Raw genomic sequence first — 15,458 nt, forward strand, 5'->3', positions numbered from 1 at the left:
GTCAGGAAGGGATAGACGAAAGGCTAGGATTCCTGTTCGCCGGTCCAGCCGCTTTCAGCGGCCAGGGCCACCAGGCCAGAGCGGTTATTGACCTTGAGGGTTTTGTAGAGTCGGCTGAGGTGGGCCTTGATGGTCGGTTCACTCAGACAGAGCAGGTCGGCAATCTCCCGGTTCTTTCTGCCGCTGGCGACCAGTCTGATAATTTTCCTGTCCTGTTCACTCACTCCTCGCAGACGCCCGCGGGAGGGGAACGTGGTGCCCTCGCCGAAGACCGCTTTGAGATGAATCTGCTCGACCCAGATCTGTCCCTCATAAACGGCCCGTAGCGCCTTGCCAAACATTTTCACGTCGAGTTCGGGGGAGATGATGCCGTGAATCCCCTGGCAGTAAAGAAGCCAGGCCAGATCCGTATCCTTCAGGCCGACATCGATGCACAGAAAACGGGCGCGGGTATAGTGCTTTTTGAGAAGGTCAATGCGCTCGCGGGAATCAAACAGCACGAGGTCTGGCCAGGTGCCATCCCGGCCCGAAAAGCATTTGTCGACCATGGCACCCGTCACGTGGTCAAGGATGATTCGCTGCAGTCCTTCAGCTAAAACGCGGTTGTTGATACAGATGAGGATATTCATCTTCTGTCCTGGGTAAGGAGGTGTTTTCTTGAGTCGTGCGCAAGTGCATTCTCTATGAGTTTAAGAGCAATAAGATAAAGATCAACCGCGGTGAACGGATTATCGTGGCTGACCGATAGACGAAACCCGCGCTGATCTGCTAAACTTCTGGCAGTTCTGCGTTTGCAAAGGGGACTCAAATGAATAATGGAAACAAGGACAGGAATCGCCATAGCGAGACGATGATTTTCAGGCCGGGGGAGCTTTCGGCCCAGGCCCACCAGAAGCAGGCGGTGCTTACCGTGATACGGGGCAATCGGGCTGATCTGGGGCATAACAAGCCCATCGGCCAGGAGATCCTGGTCGGTCGCGCCCGGGAGTGCGGCCTGGTGCTGGCGGACATGATGGTGTCGTCGCGCCATGCCCGCATCACGCGACAGGCGGACGGCCGCTATGGGCTGGAAGATCTCGGCTCGACCAACGGCACCCGCGTCAACGGCCAGCCGCTGGCCGGGGCCTGGAACTTGGGCGAAGGAGACAAGATCTACCTGGGCGAGTCGGTACTGCGCTTCTCCATGGTGGATGCCATGGACCTCGGCTATCACGATGAACTGTCGCAACTGGCGCGTGTCGATCCACTGACGGGGCTTGACACCAAACGCTGCTTTGACGATGCCCTTGCCATCGCTCTGCAGCATGCTCTGTACCAGCGACAGCCCCTGTCGGTGCTGATGATGGACATGGACGGGATCAAACCCATCAACGACACCCATGGACACCTGTTCGGAGAGCACGCCATCGCCCAGACCGGCCGCCTGATCGCCCGGGTGCTGGGGGAGCAGGGGCGGGCCTGCCGTTTTGGCGGCGACGAGTTTACCGCCATGCTGCCCGGTTTCGACAAGGCCGCCGCCGTGCAGGTGGCCGAGGAGATCCGCCGGCTGTTGCAGGAAGCGGGTCTGGAAAAAAACGGCATCCCCCTGCAGCCGACCATCTCCATCGGCGTCGCCAGCTGCCCCGAGGATGGCGACACCTTGCTGGCGCTGGTGGACGCGGCGGACCGGGCTCTCTACCGCTCCAAGCGGGCGGGCAAGAACCGGGTGAGCGTTTGAGACTGGCGGTTACTTTCTTACAACAGTAAAGGAGGTTCATCATGACAAGATGGCTGCTTGTTCTGTGTGTGGTGGTCGCGGGTGCCGTTTCGGCAATGGCGCAGACGGGAGAAAAGCTGGCGCCGGCGCCCAACGGCATCGAGGTGCCGGAAGGTTATCGGGATTGGCGGGTTGTCGCTGTTTCGCACCGCACGGACAACCATTCGCTGCGGGTGATCCTGGGCAACGACGTGGCTATCGCGGCGGCGCAGGCAGGGCAGACCAATCCCTGGCCGGACGGCGCCATCCTGGGCAAGATCGTGTGGAAGGATGCGACCGATGCCCTCTGGCCGGCCGCCCAGGTGCCCGGGGAGCTGCTGCATACCGAGTTCATGATCAAGGACAGCGAGCGCTTTGCCGCCACCCAGGGCTGGGGCTTCGCCCGCTGGCGCGGCCCGGAGCAGATCCCCTACGGCCAGGACGCCTCCTTCGTGCAGGAGTGTATCGGCTGCCACACCCCGGCCAAGGATAACGACTACGTCTTCACCCACCCGGCCCGGTGGCCCAAGCTCCCCTGAGGTGAGTCAGCCAAAATTTCATTGTTCCAGAAGGAGCATCCCTTGCGGCAGGCTCTTGTCGGCCTTCTGACCCTTTTGCGGGAGGATAGACCGGGGTGGACAGAATATCTGAAATCGATATACTTGACCCCGAAAGTCACCTCGATCTGAATTTCGATGCGGGCATGGAGGAGTGAATGCGGTTTGAACAGACCCGGGATGTGCTCAATCACATAGGAGCCTTCCATAAGCAGGCCGGTCGGCTTTATACGGAACTGAAGGGGCACTGCAGCAATGCGCGGGTTCGTCTTCTGCTGGACTATATTTCTCGCCATGAGCTGAACCTGGAAAAGAATATCGCCGCCTTTCGGGATGACCTCCCGGAAAGCGTGCTGTCCAGCTGGTTCAAGTACTCCCACGATCAGGATATTTTTGCTGCTCTGAACGAGGTAGACCGAGAAAAGGATATGCCCTTTGACGATGTGCTGGATCTGGCACTGGAGCTGGATGGACAATTGGTTGAGCTCTACCAGGAAATGATGGAGCGCAGCACCTCCGCCGAGGTGAAGGACATCTTCAACAGTCTGCTGCTGCAGGAGATGAAAGAAAAGCAGACCCTGGTACGCAATGCCCTGGGTCTGATGGATATTTGACGGGACGGCACTGATCTACTCCATGACACCAGGTGAAATCCACCCCATGAAAATCATTCAGATACGGCGCGGGCTCGATATCCCGTTTATCGGACAACCTGAACAGCATATCCACAACGGACCCTCCGTAAAGCGCGTGGCCCTTCTGGGCCCCGACTATTCCGGTCTCAAGCCGACCATGGAAGTGGCCGAGGGGGATCGGGTGCGGGCCGGGCAAACGCTCTTCACCGACAAGCGCTGCCCCGACGTGCGTTTCACCGCCCCGGGAGCCGGGCGGGTGACGGCTATTCACCGTGGGCCCAAGCGGGTGCTGCTGGCCGTGGAGATCGCCCTGGAAGGTGACGGGGCGGAAACCTTTCCGAACTACCCGGAAAATCGTCTGTCGCAGCTCTCGCGCCAGCAGGTCGTCGACAACCTGTTGCAGTCGGGCCTGTGGACGGCCCTGCGCCGCCGACCCTTCGACCGCGTGCCCGACCCGGCGGAAATGCCTGCGGCCCTGTTCGTCACCGCCATGGCCAGTGATCCGCTGGCCGCCGATGTGGCGGTCGTTCTCGGCGAGCAGCACGATAATTTCAGGTGCGGCTTGCGCGTGCTCAGTCGTTTGTGCGAGAGCCCGCGTTACGTCTGCCAGGCACCGGGGCTGGAGTTGCCTCAGGGGGAAGGCTTCGAGGCGGTCGCCTTTGCCGGACCCCATCCGGCCGGGCTGGTCGGCACGCACATTCACCACCTGCACCCCGTCAATGTCGAGCGCCCCGTCTGGCACATCGGCTATCAGGATGTCATCGCTATCGGCCATCTCTTTGTGCGCGGGAAGCTGCGGCTGGAGCGGGTCATTGCCCTGGGGGGAGAAGGCATGCGCAAGCCGCGTCTGCTGCGTACCCGTCTGGGTGCACAGCTGGGCGACCTGCTGCGGGACGAACTGGTCGACGGGCGTCAGCGGCTGTTATCCGGATCGCCCCTGAGTGGTCATGCCGCCCGCGGTCCCCTCGGCTTTCTCGGCCGCTATCATCTGCAGGCCTGCGCGCTGCCCGAAGCGCTGGATACCCCCGTCTCGCTGAGCTGGCTGCGGCCGGGATTCGGCTCCTGGTCGGTGCGCAATCTCTTTGCCGGCGGGATGGCCCGGCGGCGCCCGCACGGCTTCACCACAGCGCGGGGAGGGGAAGGGAGGGCCATCTATCCCATCGGCACCTATGAGCAGGTGCTGCCGCTGGATGTTTCCGCCACCTATCTCCTGCGGGCGCTGGCGGCGGGAGACAGTGAAGACGCGCGGGCGCTCGGCTGCCTCGACCTGGCCGAGGAGGATCTGGCCCTGTGCAGTTTTGTCTGCCCGGGGAAAAACGATTTCGGACCGCTGCTGCGCAACGTTCTTGATGACATTGAGAAGGAGGGATGATGGCCGCGGACCGGCTTGCTCCCATTAAACGTGCTCTGGCTGGTGTCTGGCGCACCAGGCCTAGGACAACGGCGAACGCCCCGCATGTGCGCGACGCCCTGAATCTCAAACGCATTCTGCTGGCGGTGGTTGTGGCGCTGCTTCCCTGCGCCTTTTTCGGCATGTGGAACAGCGGCTATCAGATGCACCGGGCCATGCAGGCCGAAGGGCTCGCCCGCCTCGAAGGCTGGCGGCAGGGGGTCTTCTCCCTCTTCGGCATCGGCCACGATGCTGCCTACCTGGGGGACAACCTGCTGCTGGGGGCTCTTTACTTTCTGCCGCTGCTGTTGGTCTGCTGGTTTGTGGCTTTTTTCTGGGAAGCGCTCTTTGCCTCGGTGCGCCAACTGGAGATCAATGAGGGCTGGGGAGTTACCGGCCTGCTGCTGGCCTTGATCCTGCCGCCGGCCATCCCTCTGTGGCAGGCAGCCCTGGGGGTGAGTTTCGGCATTGTCCTGGGCAAGGAAATTTTCGGCGGCACCGGGCGGAATTTCATGAATCCTGCCCTGACGGCCTATGCCTTTCTCTACTTCGCCTATCCGGGGCAGTTTTCCAGCAGTAATTCCTATGTGCCCGTCGACGGGGTGAGTGCCGCCACACCGTTGGCCCTCGCCGCCGAAGGCGGTCTGCTCGAAGTGCAGCAGGGCTGGAGCTGGCTGCAGGCTTTTATCGGCACTATTCCGGGGGCTCCCGGCGAGACTTCGGCCCTCGCCTGTCTGATCGGCGCCGCCATCCTGCTTTTTACCGGCGTCGCTTCCTGGCGCACCATGCTGGCCGTGCTGGTGGGTGCCGTTGGTCTTTCGTCTCTCCTCTACGCCGTCGGCAGCGAAGGCAACCTGCTCTTTTCCGTGCCACCACACTGGCACCTGGTGCTGGGCAGCCTCGCCTTCGGCCTGGTTTTTATGGCGACCGATCCGGTTTCTTCGGCGCTGACCGATACGGGCAAATGGTTTTACGGGCTGCTCGTCGGTGCGATGCTCATTCTTATCCGGGTACTCAATCCGGCTTTTCCGGAAGGAACCATGCTCGCGATCCTGTTTGGCAATGTGCTGGCCCCTTTGATTGACCGCTTCGTGCTCAAGGCACAGATGCGGCGCCGGAGGATGCGCTATGGCCAATGATACCGTCGGCCGCACTTTTCTGGTCGCTTTCCTCGTCTGTTTCGTCTGCTCCCTGCTGGTCTCGGGGACCACGGCCGGGTTGCGCGCCAAGAAGGAGCGGGACGCTCTGGTCCGCCACTATGGCGATGTCCTCGCTGTCACCGGCCTGATGAACTCGACGGACGATGTTTATGAATTCTGGCAGGCTCATGTCGATCCTCGTCTGGTCGAGCTGGCGACGGGGAGTTACAGCGATGCCTTCGACCCGGAAGCCTTCAACCAGGAGCGGGCGGCAAGGGATCCTTCCCTGAATCGGACCATTCCTGCCGATCTGGACAGCGCCGGCCTGCGCACCCGGTCGCGTTTTGCCCCTGTCTACCTGATCCGGCAGGAAGGCGAGGTTCGCCAGGTGGTGCTGCCGGTACACGGCAAGGGCCTGTGGTCCACCATGTACGGCTATATCGCTCTGCAACCCGATCTGCGCACCGTTGCCGGTTTCGGTTTCCATGAACATGGGGAGACTCCCGGACTGGGCGGTGAAGTGGACAATCCCCAATGGCTGGCCCAGTGGCCGGGCAAGGTGGTCTTCGACGATAAGGGGGAGGTGCGTATCGAGGTGCTGCGTGGCCAGGTGGATGAGGATTCCGCCAAGGCCCGCTATCAGGTCGATGGTATTTCCGGGGCGACCATGACGACCAGGGGCGTGACCAACCTGCTGCGCTACTGGCTGGGGCCGGATGGTTTCGGTCCCTATCTGGAGCGTTTGCGACAGGAGGGTTTCAATGGGTAAGATGGGCAAAACCCTGTTCGGGCCGATTTTCGACAACAATCCCATCGCCCTGCAGATTCTCGGGATCTGTTCGGCCCTGGCGGTGACGACCCGTCTGGAGACGGCCCTGGTCATGTCCCTGGCGGTCACGGCCGTGGTCGCCTTTTCCAGCGCTTCGGTCAGCCTCATCCGCCGGCAGATTCCCGGAAGTATCCGCCTCATCGTACAGATGACCATCATCGCTTCGCTGGTCATTGTAGTCGATCAGATTTTGCAGGCCTTTCTTCCCGATATCAGCAAGCAGCTCTCCGTCTTTGTCGGCCTCATCATCACCAACTGCATCGTGCTGGGGCGTGCGGAAGCCTTCGCCATGAAGAATTCCGTCGGCATGAGCTTTCTCGACGGCATCGGCAACGGTCTGGGCTACAGCCTGGTTCTGCTTCTCGTGGCCTTCCTGCGCGAACTGTTCGGCTCGGGCAGTCTCTTCGGTCTGCAGGTCTTCAGCCTGACCCAGTCGGGCGGCTGGTACGTGACCAACGGGCTCATGCTGCTGCCACCGAGCGCCTTCTTTATCATCGGCCTGCTCATCTGGGTACTGCGTACCTGGAAGAAGGATCAGGTGGAGGAAGAGTAATGGAGCACTATCTCAACATATTCATCCGCGCCGTCTTTATCGAGAACATGGCTTTGGCCTTCTTTCTCGGCATGTGCACCTTTCTGGCCGTCTCCAAAAAGGTGGACACGGCTCTGGGTCTGGGGCTGGCCGTGGTCGTGGTACAGACCCTCACCGTGCCCATCAACAACCTCATCTACCGCTACCTGCTGCGGGAAGGGGGCCTGTCCTGGGCCGGTCTCGACAACGTCGATCTGACCTTTCTCGGACTGATCTGCTATATCGGCGTCATCGCCGCCATCGTGCAGATTCTGGAGATGGTGCTGGATAAATACGTGCCGCGCCTTTACGCCGCCCTGGGCATCTTTCTGCCCCTGATTACCGTCAACTGTATGATTCTGGGCGGCTCCCTCTTCATGGTGGAGCGCAGCTACAGTTTCAGCGAAAGCATCGTCTTCGGCCTGGGCAGCGGCACCGGCTGGGCCTTGGCCATTACCGCTCTGGCCGGTATTCGCACCCGGCTTAACTACAGCAACATCCCGGCCGGTCTGCGCGGTCTCGGTATCACCTTTATCGTGGTCGGACTCATGTCCCTGGCGTTCATGGCCTTTTCAGGGATCCAATTATAACAACGGATTTTTCCATGCTTGAAGTCGTTCTCGGCGTCTCTCTTTTTACCGGCATTATTCTGCTTCTCGTTGCGCTGATCGTGGCGGCGCGCTATTTTCTCGTGCCGCGCGGCAAGGTCAGGATCGTCATCAACGACGAGGAGGATAAGGCCCTCAAGGTCAGTCCCGGCAGCAAGCTGCTGCAGACCCTTGGTGCGCAGGGGATTTATATCCCTTCCGCCTGTGGCGGCGGCGGCTCCTGCGGGCAGTGCCTGGTCAAGGTCAAGGAGGGCGGCGGCGCCATTCTGCCCACGGAGACGGGGCACATTAACCGCCGCGAAGCCCGCGAGGGGCTGCGGCTCTCCTGTCAGGTCAGCGTCAAGCAGGATCTGAAAATCGAACTGCCGCCGGAAATCTTTGCCATACGCAAATGGCAGTGCACGGTACGCTCCAACCGCAACGTGGCCAGCTTCATCAAGGAGCTGGTGCTGGAGCTGCCGGAAGGCGAAGCGGTCGATTTCCGGGCCGGTGGCTACATCCAGATCGAGGCGCCACCCCATGAAGTCCATTACAAGGATTTCGACATCGAGGAACGGTTCCGTGGTGACTGGGATCGTTTCGATCTCTGGCAATACACGTCGGTGGTCAAAGAGCCGGTGGAACGGGCCTACTCCATGGCCAATTATCCCGGTGAGCCGGGGATCATCATGCTCAACGTGCGCGTGGCGACGCCACCACCCCGCCACCCCGACGTGCCGCCCGGCAAGATGTCCTCGTATATTTTTAATCTCAAGCCCGGCGACCAGGTGACGATCAGCGGCCCCTTCGGCGATTTCTACGCCCGTGACACCGAGGCGGAGATGATATTCCTCGGCGGCGGTGCCGGCATGGCTCCGTTACGCTCCATCATTTTTGACCAGCTGCTGCGGGTGAAGACCAAGCGTAAGATCTCTTTCTGGTACGGGGCCCGCAGCCTCAAGGAGCTCTTTTACGACGAGGACTTCAAGGAACTCGCGGCCGCGTATGACAACTTTACCTGGCATGTGGCCCTCTCCGACCCCCTGCCTGAGGATAACTGGGAGGGCCCGACGGGCTTTATTCATGAGGTGCTTTACGAGCGCTACCTCAAGAACCACCCGGCACCGGAAGACTGCGAATACTATTTGTGCGGGCCGCCCATGCTGCTCGTGGCTGCCCGGGAGATGATGGAGAACCTCGGTGTCGAGCCTGAAAGCATCTTCTACGATGACTTCGGAATGTAGCCCATGACCACCTTTCTGGTCGTGCTGCTCGCCTTCATTTTCACCTTCGCCTGCCTGGGTATAGGCCTTCTTTTTCGGCGGCCGCCCTTGCGCCGTCGCTGTGGCGAGCCATTGGACTGCCACTGCGCCGCCGAAGGACGCCCGCCGGAAGAGTACTGCAGTCGCGAGGAAAGTGGCGGGCAGGATCGCTGTCCCCACTAACAGAGGCGAGGCAGGTAGGCCATAAAAAAAAGGCGGCCCCGGTTGGGGTCGCCTTTCGTGTCACATCTGGAGTAAAACCCAAGGGGCGCGTCAGCGGGTGGCTGCCTGCACGCTCCCTGTTCTTTTCTGTCCCGTCGGACGCCGGGGACGGCTGTTGCCGTTGCCCGGTTTGCTGGCTGGGGCCGCCTTGGCATTTTGCCGCTGGGGACGAGGCGCCCGCGGGGCCTGGGGCTGTTTGGGCGGGGCGGGCTGGTCGTAGTCGAAGCCGGCGACTTTACGCCGTTCGACAGCTTTTCCCAGTACCTTCTCGATGGCGCGCACCATGGCCGTGTCTTCGCCGGTCACCAGGGTGAAGGCGTCGCCGCTGCGGGCGGCGCGACCGGTACGGCCGATACGGTGAATGTAGGTCTCGGGAGTGTCGGGGATATCGTAGTTGACCACGTGGGAGACCTGGGAGACGTCGATACCGCGGGCGGCAATGTCCGTCGCCACCAGGATCTGAAAGCTGCCGTCACGAAAGCCGTCGAGAGCGGCCTGGCGCCGGTTCTGCGACAGATTTCCCTGCAGGGAGGCGGCTTTGTAACCGGCCTTTTCCAATTGCAGTCCCAGTCTTTTGGCACGGTGCTTGGTGCGGGTGAAGACCAGCACCGAGCCGGTGTCGGTATGCTGCAGCAGCTGCAGCAGCAGGTCGGTTTTGAGGTGCGGGGCCACGGGGTAGAGGGCGTGGCTGACGGTGGTTGCCGGCGACACCCGATCGACCTGTACGGTCAGGGGATCGCGCAGCACTTCACTGGAGAGCTTGCGGATCTCCGCCGGCATGGTCGCCGAAAAGAGCAGGGTCTGCCTCTTGGCGGGGAGATGGCCGAGGATGCGGCGGATGTCGGGGAAAAAGCCCATGTCGAACATCTGGTCAGCTTCATCCAGGACGAGAACTTCCAGACGGGACAGGTCGATGGTGCCCTGACGGATATGGTCGAGCAGGCGGCCGGGGCAGGCGACCACGATTTCGGCGCCGCGCTTGAGTTTCTGTATCTGCGGGTTGATGTTGACGCCGCCATAGACGGTCAGGCTGCGCAGTCGGGTCTGCTCTCCCAGGCTGCTGATGGCGCCGTGGATCTGCTCGGCCAGTTCCCGGGTCGGGGCGATGATCAGGGCCCGCACATGCCCGCGCTTGCCTTCCATGAGGCGATGCAGAATCGGCAGGGCGAAGGCGGCAGTCTTGCCGGTGCCGGTCTGGGCGAGCCCCATGACGTCGCGGCCAGCCATGACAGGTGGAATCGCCTGGGCCTGGATGGGAGTCGGAGTGCTGTAGCCGGCGGCGGTCACGCCGGCGGCGACCTGGGGATGGAAATGAAACGATTGAAACGGCATGTACTTCTTCTTTCCGCGTTCCTATAAAAAAAGCCCCGGAGGGATTCCGGGGCTTACGATGACTTTGTTGTGACTTCGCATGTTTCCTGGAACGACTATATAGTTCATGACGTTAACAGCTCGGGGGGAAGGCTGTCAAGGGAAATCCCGGTTGCCTTTCGGCGCCGTGGCAGGTATTGTGGCTCCTGCTGCGCTACCGCACCTTCTCATGAGGAATAACCATGGCTCAACCCTGGAAGACCCTGGAATGTATCGATACCGAAGAGGGCATGCTCGAACTACGCCAGCGCGGCGACAAGGATTTTCTCATCCTTGTCGCCGGTCTGGTACTTATGAACAGCCTCTCCAACCGTTCCGAGGTCGTCTTGGGACAGATTGGCTGCCGTCATCTCAAGGACCATGCCGCCCCACGGGTACTCATCGGCGGCCTCGGTATGGGTTACACGCTCAAGGCAGTGCTGGATTGCCTCCCCGCCACGGCGCAGGTGGTGGTGGTCGAACTCAATCCCATCGTCGTGCAGTGGTGTCGGGGTCCCTTGGCTCCGCTGACCGACCATGCCGTGAATGATCCCCGCGTCACCATCGAAATTGGCGATGTCGCCGAGTATGTGCGCCACGCGGCCCGAGACGCCGACAGCGCCAGGTTCGACGCGGTTGTCTTTGATCTTTACAAGGGCCCGCACCCCAAAACGGATCGCAGCGGCGATCCGCTTTACGGCAGCCGGGCCATCGCCAATGTCCATGCCATCCTGAAGCCGCAAGCGCTCTTCACCGTCTGGGGAGAGAACTACGATGAAGGCTTCGACAAGCGCCTGCAGGCCGCTGGCTTTGCCACCAGCAGCCAGCGGCCAGGGCGAGGAGGCTATCGTCATGTCGTCTTCGTGGCCAAGAAAAAGGTGCGTCGGGCAACGGCGGCGAAGGGATAGACAATCATGCTGTTACACTGCACGCGCAAACTCGCGGTTAAACTTCCGGCGGTTTCCCCCGCCCCTCTTGTCGAAAAGAGCCCTCTCGGCAGCTGGCACGCCAACCTTGTGCAGGTCAGACGTCGCCAGTGTGTTCTTTTCTGTCATGACGAAACGCGTTACATGCTCTTTGTGCCAGGCTTGAAGAAAGCCCATTTCGAGGATCTTGGCCGGGTATTCAGGGATGTTTTTCTCATGAGCCTGGTCGCCCATGGCGTGGCCGACGCTAAAATCATGCGAGTGAGCCTGGCCTTGGGACCGCCAGCTTTCGATGGGGCCACCGACCGTTCGGTCCTGGGGGCGATGAATATCGCCATGCAGGATCTGGAAGGCTACCTGGTCACCTGCGCCGAGCTTTTGGAGATCGACCTGGCCGGTGCCGCCCTTTACCTGAACGAACGGCCCACATCTGTGCGGGGGAACTGGCTTTGGCCCGCGCAGGAGATGCTCGACAGGGTGGCGGCCCTTTAATTTCCCTGTCCCGAGAAGGAGGGATGACCATGAAACTGGTCTCTTTCAACGTCAACGGTCTGCGCTCGCGTCTGCACCAGCTCGAAGCGCTGGTCAGGACGCACGATCCCGATATTATCGGTCTGCAGGAGACCAAGGTGCAGGATGTGGATTTTCCGCTGACGGCCATCGAGGCCCTCGGTTACCAGGCCGCTTTTCACGGTCAGAAGACCCACTACGGTGTGGCCCTGCTGTCCAAGCGCGCGCCTCTCAGGGTGCAGCTCGGTTTCCCCGAGGATGGTGACGAGGCCCAGAAACGCTTTATCAGCGGCTGGTTCGCCCTGTCGGATGGGCAGACCCTGCAGGTCATCAACGGCTACTTTCCGCAGGGAGAAAGCCGCGACCACCCGGTGAAGTTTCCGGCCAAAGAGCGCTTTTACGCCGACCTGCGCCACTATCTGCAGACGTCCTGCGACCCGCTGGCTCCCCTGGCCGTCATGGGGGATTTCAATATCGCCCCCGTCGATTTGGATATCGGCATCGGCTCAGACAACGCCAAGCGCTGGCTGCGCACGGGCAAAACTAGCTTTCTGCCGGAAGAGCGGGCCTGGTTTCAGGCCCTGCAGGACTGGGGTCTGCACGACAGCTTCCGTGAGCAGCATGCTGATACCGCCGACCGCTTCAGCTGGTTCGACTACCGCAGCCGTGGCTTCGAAGCGGAGCCGAAACGCGGCCTGCGCATTGATCATGTCCTGCTGACGGCGCCGCTGATGGAGTGCTGTCGGCACAGCGGCATCGACTACGAGATCCGGGGTATGGAAAAACCCTCGGATCATTGCCCGGTGTGGGTCGAATGCGCACTGGACTGAGGGGGTGCGGGCTCGCTCTGCTGGCGGCGGCGTTGCTGTCCCTGCTGCCGCTGACCGCCGGTGCCGGCACAGAATTCATGCAGGCACAGGTCGACAGCGGGCAGGTCGATGTCAGCGGCTGGCTGATGAGCGAAAAGCTCGATGGCGTGCGGGCCCACTGGGATGGCCAGACTCTGCGCTCCAAAAACGGCTATCGCCTGACGCCGCCCGCCGATTTTCTGAGCGGCTGGCCGCCCTTTGCCCTGGAAGGGGAACTTTGGGGCGGTCGGGGATCTTTTACGGAGACGGCGGCCGTGGTGCAGAGAGCCCAGGATGACGCGGGCTGGCGGCAGCTGCGTTTCGCCATTTTCGATGTTCCCGATGGTGGTGGCCCCTTTATCGAGCGCCTGCAGCGGGCTCAGCAGTGGTTTGCCCATCAGCCGGCGCCCCACGCCTTTGTCATCCCCCAGGTTCCCGTGCGGGACCGTGAGCACCTGCGCCAGGAGTTGGCCCGGGTGGAAGCGGCCGGTGGCGAAGGCCTGATGGTGCGCCGCCCCGAGGCGCCTTACACCAGCGGACGCAGCGCCGAGATTCTCAAGGTGAAGAGCTGGCAGGATGCCGAAGCCGTGGTCGTCGCCCACCTGCCAGGTAAGGGCCGCCATCGCGGTCGGCTGGGGGCGCTGCTGGTCGAAATACCGGACGGTATTCGCTTCCGCCTCGGCACGGGCTTTACGGACGCCGAACGCAACGAGCCCCCGCCGGTCGGCGCGTTGATAACCTTCAAATTTCAGGGATTCTTTCCATCAGGCATCCCGCGCTTCCCCTCCTACCTGCGCCTGCGCCAGGATGGGAATCTGTAGGCGGGACTTTCTCGTGAGGTGACGATGAACAAAGGACTTAAAATTGTGATCTTTGCCGGTGTCGGCACTCTGGCCGGCGCCCTTCTGGGCTATCTGGGTCAATGCGTCGGTAATACCTGAGGCGCTTTGGCCGGCCCCTGGTCAGGGGCCCTGTTCGGTGTGATTGTGGGGACGGTGTTGGGACTGCTCCCCGAAGAGAAAAAGTAAGGCAGAGCAGAATTCCTTTCTGGAGTTGGCTCAATCCCCCGCAGCGGTACAAGGCGACCGCAGCGGGGGATTTTTTTTAACTCCGCTTGGCCGATTGAGGCGCCAAAGCCGTCAGAAAAGCACGGGCGGCGTTGGCGGGATCGGCGGCGGTCAGGATGGCACCGATGCAGGCGGCGCGGGTGCAACCGGCTTCCTGCAGCTCTGGCACGCGCGAAGATGTGACGCCGCCGAGGCCGAAGACGGGGATGGGGGCTGTAGAGCAAGCCTGGCGCAGGGCGTCGAGACCGACGGGGTCGCCGTAGGGGAGTTTGGAGGGGGTGGCGTAGACGGGACCAAAGGTGACAAAGTCGGCGCCCTGAGCGGCAGCTGTGAAAATCTCGCCGGCCCGGTGAGTGGAGACGCCGATAAGTCGATGCGGGCCGAGCTGCTGGCGGGCGACAGCGACGGGAAGAGACGCGCCTCCCAGATGAACGCCGTCCGCATCCACGGCCAGGGCGACATCAATGCGGTCATTGATGAGCAGACGCGCACCGGCCTCTCGGGTAATGCCGCGCAACTTTCTGGCCAGCGTGTAGAGAGCGGCGGCAGGCAGGTCCTTCTCTCGCAGCTGTACGGCTCCGACGCCTCCGATGAGAGCCAGACGCACGGCTTCGACCAAATCACGCCCGTCCGCCAGGAGATGGCGATCGCTGATGAGGTAGAGGCTGAAGTCGACGGCACCCGGTTCCGACATGGTTCAGCGGCTGCCGATAGCTTTGTCGAGAAAAGCGCTGTCCCAGTCTTTCCACACCGTCTCGTAGCCCTTGGCGCGGATCATGTGGCAGACCTCTTCAACACTGCGGTCGTCGTCGATGGCGAACTGCTCGGTGCTCTTCTCTTTGTTCAGGTAGCCACCGGGAGCAGTGCTGGAGCCGGCGCTCATCTGGGTGATCCCCAGAGGGAGCAGGTGGTCGCGCAGGCTGGCGCTCTCGCGGGTGGAGAGCACCAGGCCGGCATCGGGCAGCAGCAGGCGCAGGGCGCAGATGAGTTGGACAAAGGCGCGGTCCGACACCGGGTGCAGGGGCTGGAAACCACCGTCGGCGGGGCGGATGCGCGGAAAGGAGACGCTGACCTGGGTGCGCCAGTAATGACGGGAGAGGTGCAGGGCGTGCAGGCCGACAAAGAAGGCTTCGGCGCGGAAGTGGCCGAGGCCGAGCAAAGCGCCGAGACCGATGCGTCGCAGACCAGCAGCGCCGCCGCGCTCAGGGGTGAGCAGGCGCCAGTCGTAGTCGCTCTTGCGGCCGAAGGGGTGCATCTCAGCGTAGAGGTTGCGGTCGTAGGTCTCCTGGTAGATGGTGAGGCCGTCGACGCCGGCGCCGACCATCTGCCGGTAACCGTCGGTATCCATGGGGTAGACTTCGATGCTGATCGAGCTGAACAGCGGCGTCAGGCGGCGCACGACCTGGGCCAGAAAGTCGTTGTCCACCGCCGCGGGGGCTTCTCCTGTTACCAGCAGAATATGCTCGAAGCCACGGGCCCGCAGGGCGCGGGCTTCCTCTTCGACCTCGTCCAGGCTGAGAGTCTGCCGGCCGACCTTGTTGGTGGCGTTGAAGCCGCAGTAGCGGCAGCCGTTGCTGCAGACGTTGGAGAGGTAGAGGGGGGCGTAGAGCAATATGTTGCGGCCAAAGCGCTGCACCGTCTGGCGATGGGCCTTTTGGGCCATGGCTTCAAGGAAGTCAGCCGCCGCCGGTGACAGCAGGGCCTTGAAGTCTTCGGGGCGCAGGCGCTCGGACACCAGTGCCCGTTCCACATCAGCGGCCGTTTTGTCTTCGATATCCGTCAGGACCTGCTGGTAGTTGTATGATTGGATGACGTCGAGAAAACTCATGT

At 62.0% G+C, this 15,458-nt stretch carries 18 protein-coding genes; 14 read left to right on the plus strand and 4 right to left on the minus strand.

Features of this window, described 5'->3' with window-relative positions:
* Window positions 1–23: 23 nt before the first annotated feature.
* Window positions 24–629 (minus strand): response regulator transcription factor, encoded by a 606-nt coding sequence (locus tag AOP6_RS03590; RefSeq protein ID WP_155875260.1) that lies wholly within the window; start codon window positions 627–629, stop codon window positions 24–26.
* Between the two features lie 179 nt (window positions 630–808).
* On the opposite strand from AOP6_RS03590, the gene AOP6_RS03595 reads away from it, so the two are divergent.
* The 10 genes from AOP6_RS03595 to AOP6_RS03640 all read left to right on the plus strand — a co-directional run bounded on the left by AOP6_RS03595 (window position 809) and on the right by AOP6_RS03640 (window position 8,888).
* The gene (locus AOP6_RS03595; protein ID WP_155875261.1) at window positions 809–1,717 is read left to right on the plus strand and encodes a GGDEF domain-containing protein; all 909 of its coding nucleotides are present in this window, start codon (window positions 809–811) and stop codon (window positions 1,715–1,717) included.
* 41 nt (window positions 1,718–1,758) lie between these two features.
* A complete protein-coding gene (locus AOP6_RS03600; RefSeq protein WP_155875262.1) occupies window positions 1,759–2,274 on the plus strand; it encodes a cytochrome P460 family protein in 516 nt (171 codons plus the stop codon).
* Between the two features lie 176 nt (window positions 2,275–2,450).
* Window positions 2,451–2,906, plus strand: a complete 456-nt coding sequence (locus AOP6_RS03605) for a hypothetical protein (RefSeq protein ID WP_155875263.1) — start codon at window positions 2,451–2,453, stop codon at window positions 2,904–2,906.
* 52 nt (window positions 2,907–2,958) lie between these two features.
* Window positions 2,959–4,299, plus strand: a complete 1,341-nt coding sequence (locus tag AOP6_RS03610) for a Na(+)-translocating NADH-quinone reductase subunit A (RefSeq protein WP_155877633.1) — start codon at window positions 2,959–2,961, stop codon at window positions 4,297–4,299.
* Window positions 4,296–5,456, plus strand: a complete 1,161-nt coding sequence (locus AOP6_RS03615) for an NADH:ubiquinone reductase (Na(+)-transporting) subunit B (protein WP_155875264.1) — start codon at window positions 4,296–4,298, stop codon at window positions 5,454–5,456. Before AOP6_RS03610 ends, AOP6_RS03615 begins: the two co-directional genes overlap by 4 nt.
* Complete coding sequence (locus tag AOP6_RS03620; RefSeq protein ID WP_155875265.1) at window positions 5,446–6,225, plus strand: Na(+)-translocating NADH-quinone reductase subunit C; 780 nt, start codon at window positions 5,446–5,448, stop codon at window positions 6,223–6,225. Before AOP6_RS03615 ends, AOP6_RS03620 begins: the two co-directional genes overlap by 11 nt.
* The gene (locus AOP6_RS03625) at window positions 6,218–6,838 is read left to right on the plus strand and encodes an NADH:ubiquinone reductase (Na(+)-transporting) subunit D (RefSeq protein ID WP_155875266.1); all 621 of its coding nucleotides are present in this window, start codon (window positions 6,218–6,220) and stop codon (window positions 6,836–6,838) included. Before AOP6_RS03620 ends, AOP6_RS03625 begins: the two co-directional genes overlap by 8 nt.
* A complete protein-coding gene (gene nqrE, locus AOP6_RS03630) occupies window positions 6,838–7,446 on the plus strand; it encodes an NADH:ubiquinone reductase (Na(+)-transporting) subunit E (RefSeq protein WP_155875267.1) in 609 nt (202 codons plus the stop codon). Before AOP6_RS03625 ends, nqrE begins: the two co-directional genes overlap by 1 nt.
* 14 nt (window positions 7,447–7,460) lie before the next feature.
* Entirely contained in the window at window positions 7,461–8,687 is a 1,227-nt protein-coding gene (gene nqrF / locus AOP6_RS03635) for an NADH:ubiquinone reductase (Na(+)-transporting) subunit F (protein WP_155875268.1), read from the plus strand.
* A gap of 3 nt (window positions 8,688–8,690) precedes the next feature.
* The gene (locus AOP6_RS03640; protein ID WP_155875269.1) at window positions 8,691–8,888 is read left to right on the plus strand and encodes a hypothetical protein; all 198 of its coding nucleotides are present in this window, start codon (window positions 8,691–8,693) and stop codon (window positions 8,886–8,888) included.
* A 90-nt stretch (window positions 8,889–8,978) separates the two neighbouring features.
* Here AOP6_RS03640 and AOP6_RS03645 read toward each other — a convergent pair whose 3' ends face one another.
* A complete protein-coding gene (locus tag AOP6_RS03645) occupies window positions 8,979–10,259 on the minus strand; it encodes a DEAD/DEAH box helicase (protein ID WP_155875270.1) in 1,281 nt (426 codons plus the stop codon).
* Window positions 10,260–10,480: 221 nt separating this feature from the next.
* On the opposite strand from AOP6_RS03645, the gene AOP6_RS03650 reads away from it, so the two are divergent.
* The 4 genes from AOP6_RS03650 to AOP6_RS03665 are packed head-to-tail and all read left to right on the plus strand — an operon-like array spanning window position 10,481 to window position 13,382.
* Window positions 10,481–11,185, plus strand: a complete 705-nt coding sequence (locus AOP6_RS03650; protein ID WP_155875271.1) for a spermidine synthase — start codon at window positions 10,481–10,483, stop codon at window positions 11,183–11,185.
* Between the two features lie 6 nt (window positions 11,186–11,191).
* Window positions 11,192–11,695 (plus strand): hypothetical protein, encoded by a 504-nt coding sequence (locus tag AOP6_RS03655; RefSeq protein ID WP_155875272.1) that lies wholly within the window; start codon window positions 11,192–11,194, stop codon window positions 11,693–11,695.
* 29 nt (window positions 11,696–11,724) lie between these two features.
* Window positions 11,725–12,543, plus strand: coding sequence for an exodeoxyribonuclease III (gene xthA / locus AOP6_RS03660; protein WP_155875273.1), 819 nt, complete (start codon window positions 11,725–11,727; stop codon window positions 12,541–12,543).
* Window positions 12,528–13,382: a DNA ligase gene (locus tag AOP6_RS03665; RefSeq protein WP_155875274.1), complete on the plus strand. Its 855-nt coding sequence runs from the start codon at window positions 12,528–12,530 to the stop codon at window positions 13,380–13,382. Before xthA ends, AOP6_RS03665 begins: the two co-directional genes overlap by 16 nt.
* 283 nt (window positions 13,383–13,665) lie before the next feature.
* On the opposite strand, the gene thiE is transcribed toward AOP6_RS03665, so the two are convergent.
* The gene (gene thiE / locus AOP6_RS03670) at window positions 13,666–14,322 is read right to left on the minus strand and encodes a thiamine phosphate synthase (RefSeq protein ID WP_155875275.1); all 657 of its coding nucleotides are present in this window, start codon (window positions 14,320–14,322) and stop codon (window positions 13,666–13,668) included.
* Window positions 14,323–14,325: 3 nt separating this feature from the next.
* On the minus strand, window positions 14,326–15,456 hold the full coding sequence (gene thiH, locus AOP6_RS03675; protein ID WP_155875276.1) for a 2-iminoacetate synthase ThiH: 1,131 nt from the start codon (window positions 15,454–15,456) through the stop codon (window positions 14,326–14,328).
* Window positions 15,457–15,458 lie beyond the last annotated feature (2 nt).

Origin of the sequence: Desulfuromonas sp. AOP6 (assembly GCF_009731355.2) — a bacterium.
Lineage (GTDB): Bacteria > Desulfobacterota > Desulfuromonadia > Desulfuromonadales > SZUA-540 > SZUA-540.

Excerpts from the sequence above, each read along its gene's own strand:
- AOP6_RS03590 (WP_155875260.1), bottom strand. The coding sequence starts at position 629 with ATGAATATCCTCATCTGTATCAACAACCGCGTTTTAGCTGAAGGACTG.
- AOP6_RS03595 (WP_155875261.1), top strand. The coding sequence starts at position 809 with ATGAATAATGGAAACAAGGACAGGAATCGCCATAGCGAGACGATGATT.
- AOP6_RS03600 (WP_155875262.1), top strand. The coding sequence starts at position 1,759 with ATGACAAGATGGCTGCTTGTTCTGTGTGTGGTGGTCGCGGGTGCCGTT.
- AOP6_RS03605 (WP_155875263.1), top strand. The coding sequence starts at position 2,451 with ATGCGGTTTGAACAGACCCGGGATGTGCTCAATCACATAGGAGCCTTC.
- AOP6_RS03615 (WP_155875264.1), top strand. The coding sequence starts at position 4,296 with ATGATGGCCGCGGACCGGCTTGCTCCCATTAAACGTGCTCTGGCTGGT.
- AOP6_RS03620 (WP_155875265.1), top strand. The coding sequence starts at position 5,446 with ATGGCCAATGATACCGTCGGCCGCACTTTTCTGGTCGCTTTCCTCGTC.
- AOP6_RS03625 (WP_155875266.1), top strand. The coding sequence starts at position 6,218 with ATGGGTAAGATGGGCAAAACCCTGTTCGGGCCGATTTTCGACAACAAT.
- nqrE (WP_155875267.1), top strand. The coding sequence starts at position 6,838 with ATGGAGCACTATCTCAACATATTCATCCGCGCCGTCTTTATCGAGAAC.
- nqrF (WP_155875268.1), top strand. The coding sequence starts at position 7,461 with ATGCTTGAAGTCGTTCTCGGCGTCTCTCTTTTTACCGGCATTATTCTG.
- AOP6_RS03640 (WP_155875269.1), top strand. The coding sequence starts at position 8,691 with ATGACCACCTTTCTGGTCGTGCTGCTCGCCTTCATTTTCACCTTCGCC.
- AOP6_RS03645 (WP_155875270.1), bottom strand. The coding sequence starts at position 10,259 with ATGCCGTTTCAATCGTTTCATTTCCATCCCCAGGTCGCCGCCGGCGTG.
- AOP6_RS03650 (WP_155875271.1), top strand. The coding sequence starts at position 10,481 with ATGGCTCAACCCTGGAAGACCCTGGAATGTATCGATACCGAAGAGGGC.
- AOP6_RS03655 (WP_155875272.1), top strand. The coding sequence starts at position 11,192 with ATGCTGTTACACTGCACGCGCAAACTCGCGGTTAAACTTCCGGCGGTT.
- xthA (WP_155875273.1), top strand. The coding sequence starts at position 11,725 with ATGAAACTGGTCTCTTTCAACGTCAACGGTCTGCGCTCGCGTCTGCAC.
- AOP6_RS03665 (WP_155875274.1), top strand. The coding sequence starts at position 12,528 with ATGCGCACTGGACTGAGGGGGTGCGGGCTCGCTCTGCTGGCGGCGGCG.
- thiE (WP_155875275.1), bottom strand. The coding sequence starts at position 14,322 with ATGTCGGAACCGGGTGCCGTCGACTTCAGCCTCTACCTCATCAGCGAT.
- thiH (WP_155875276.1), bottom strand. The coding sequence starts at position 15,456 with ATGAGTTTTCTCGACGTCATCCAATCATACAACTACCAGCAGGTCCTG.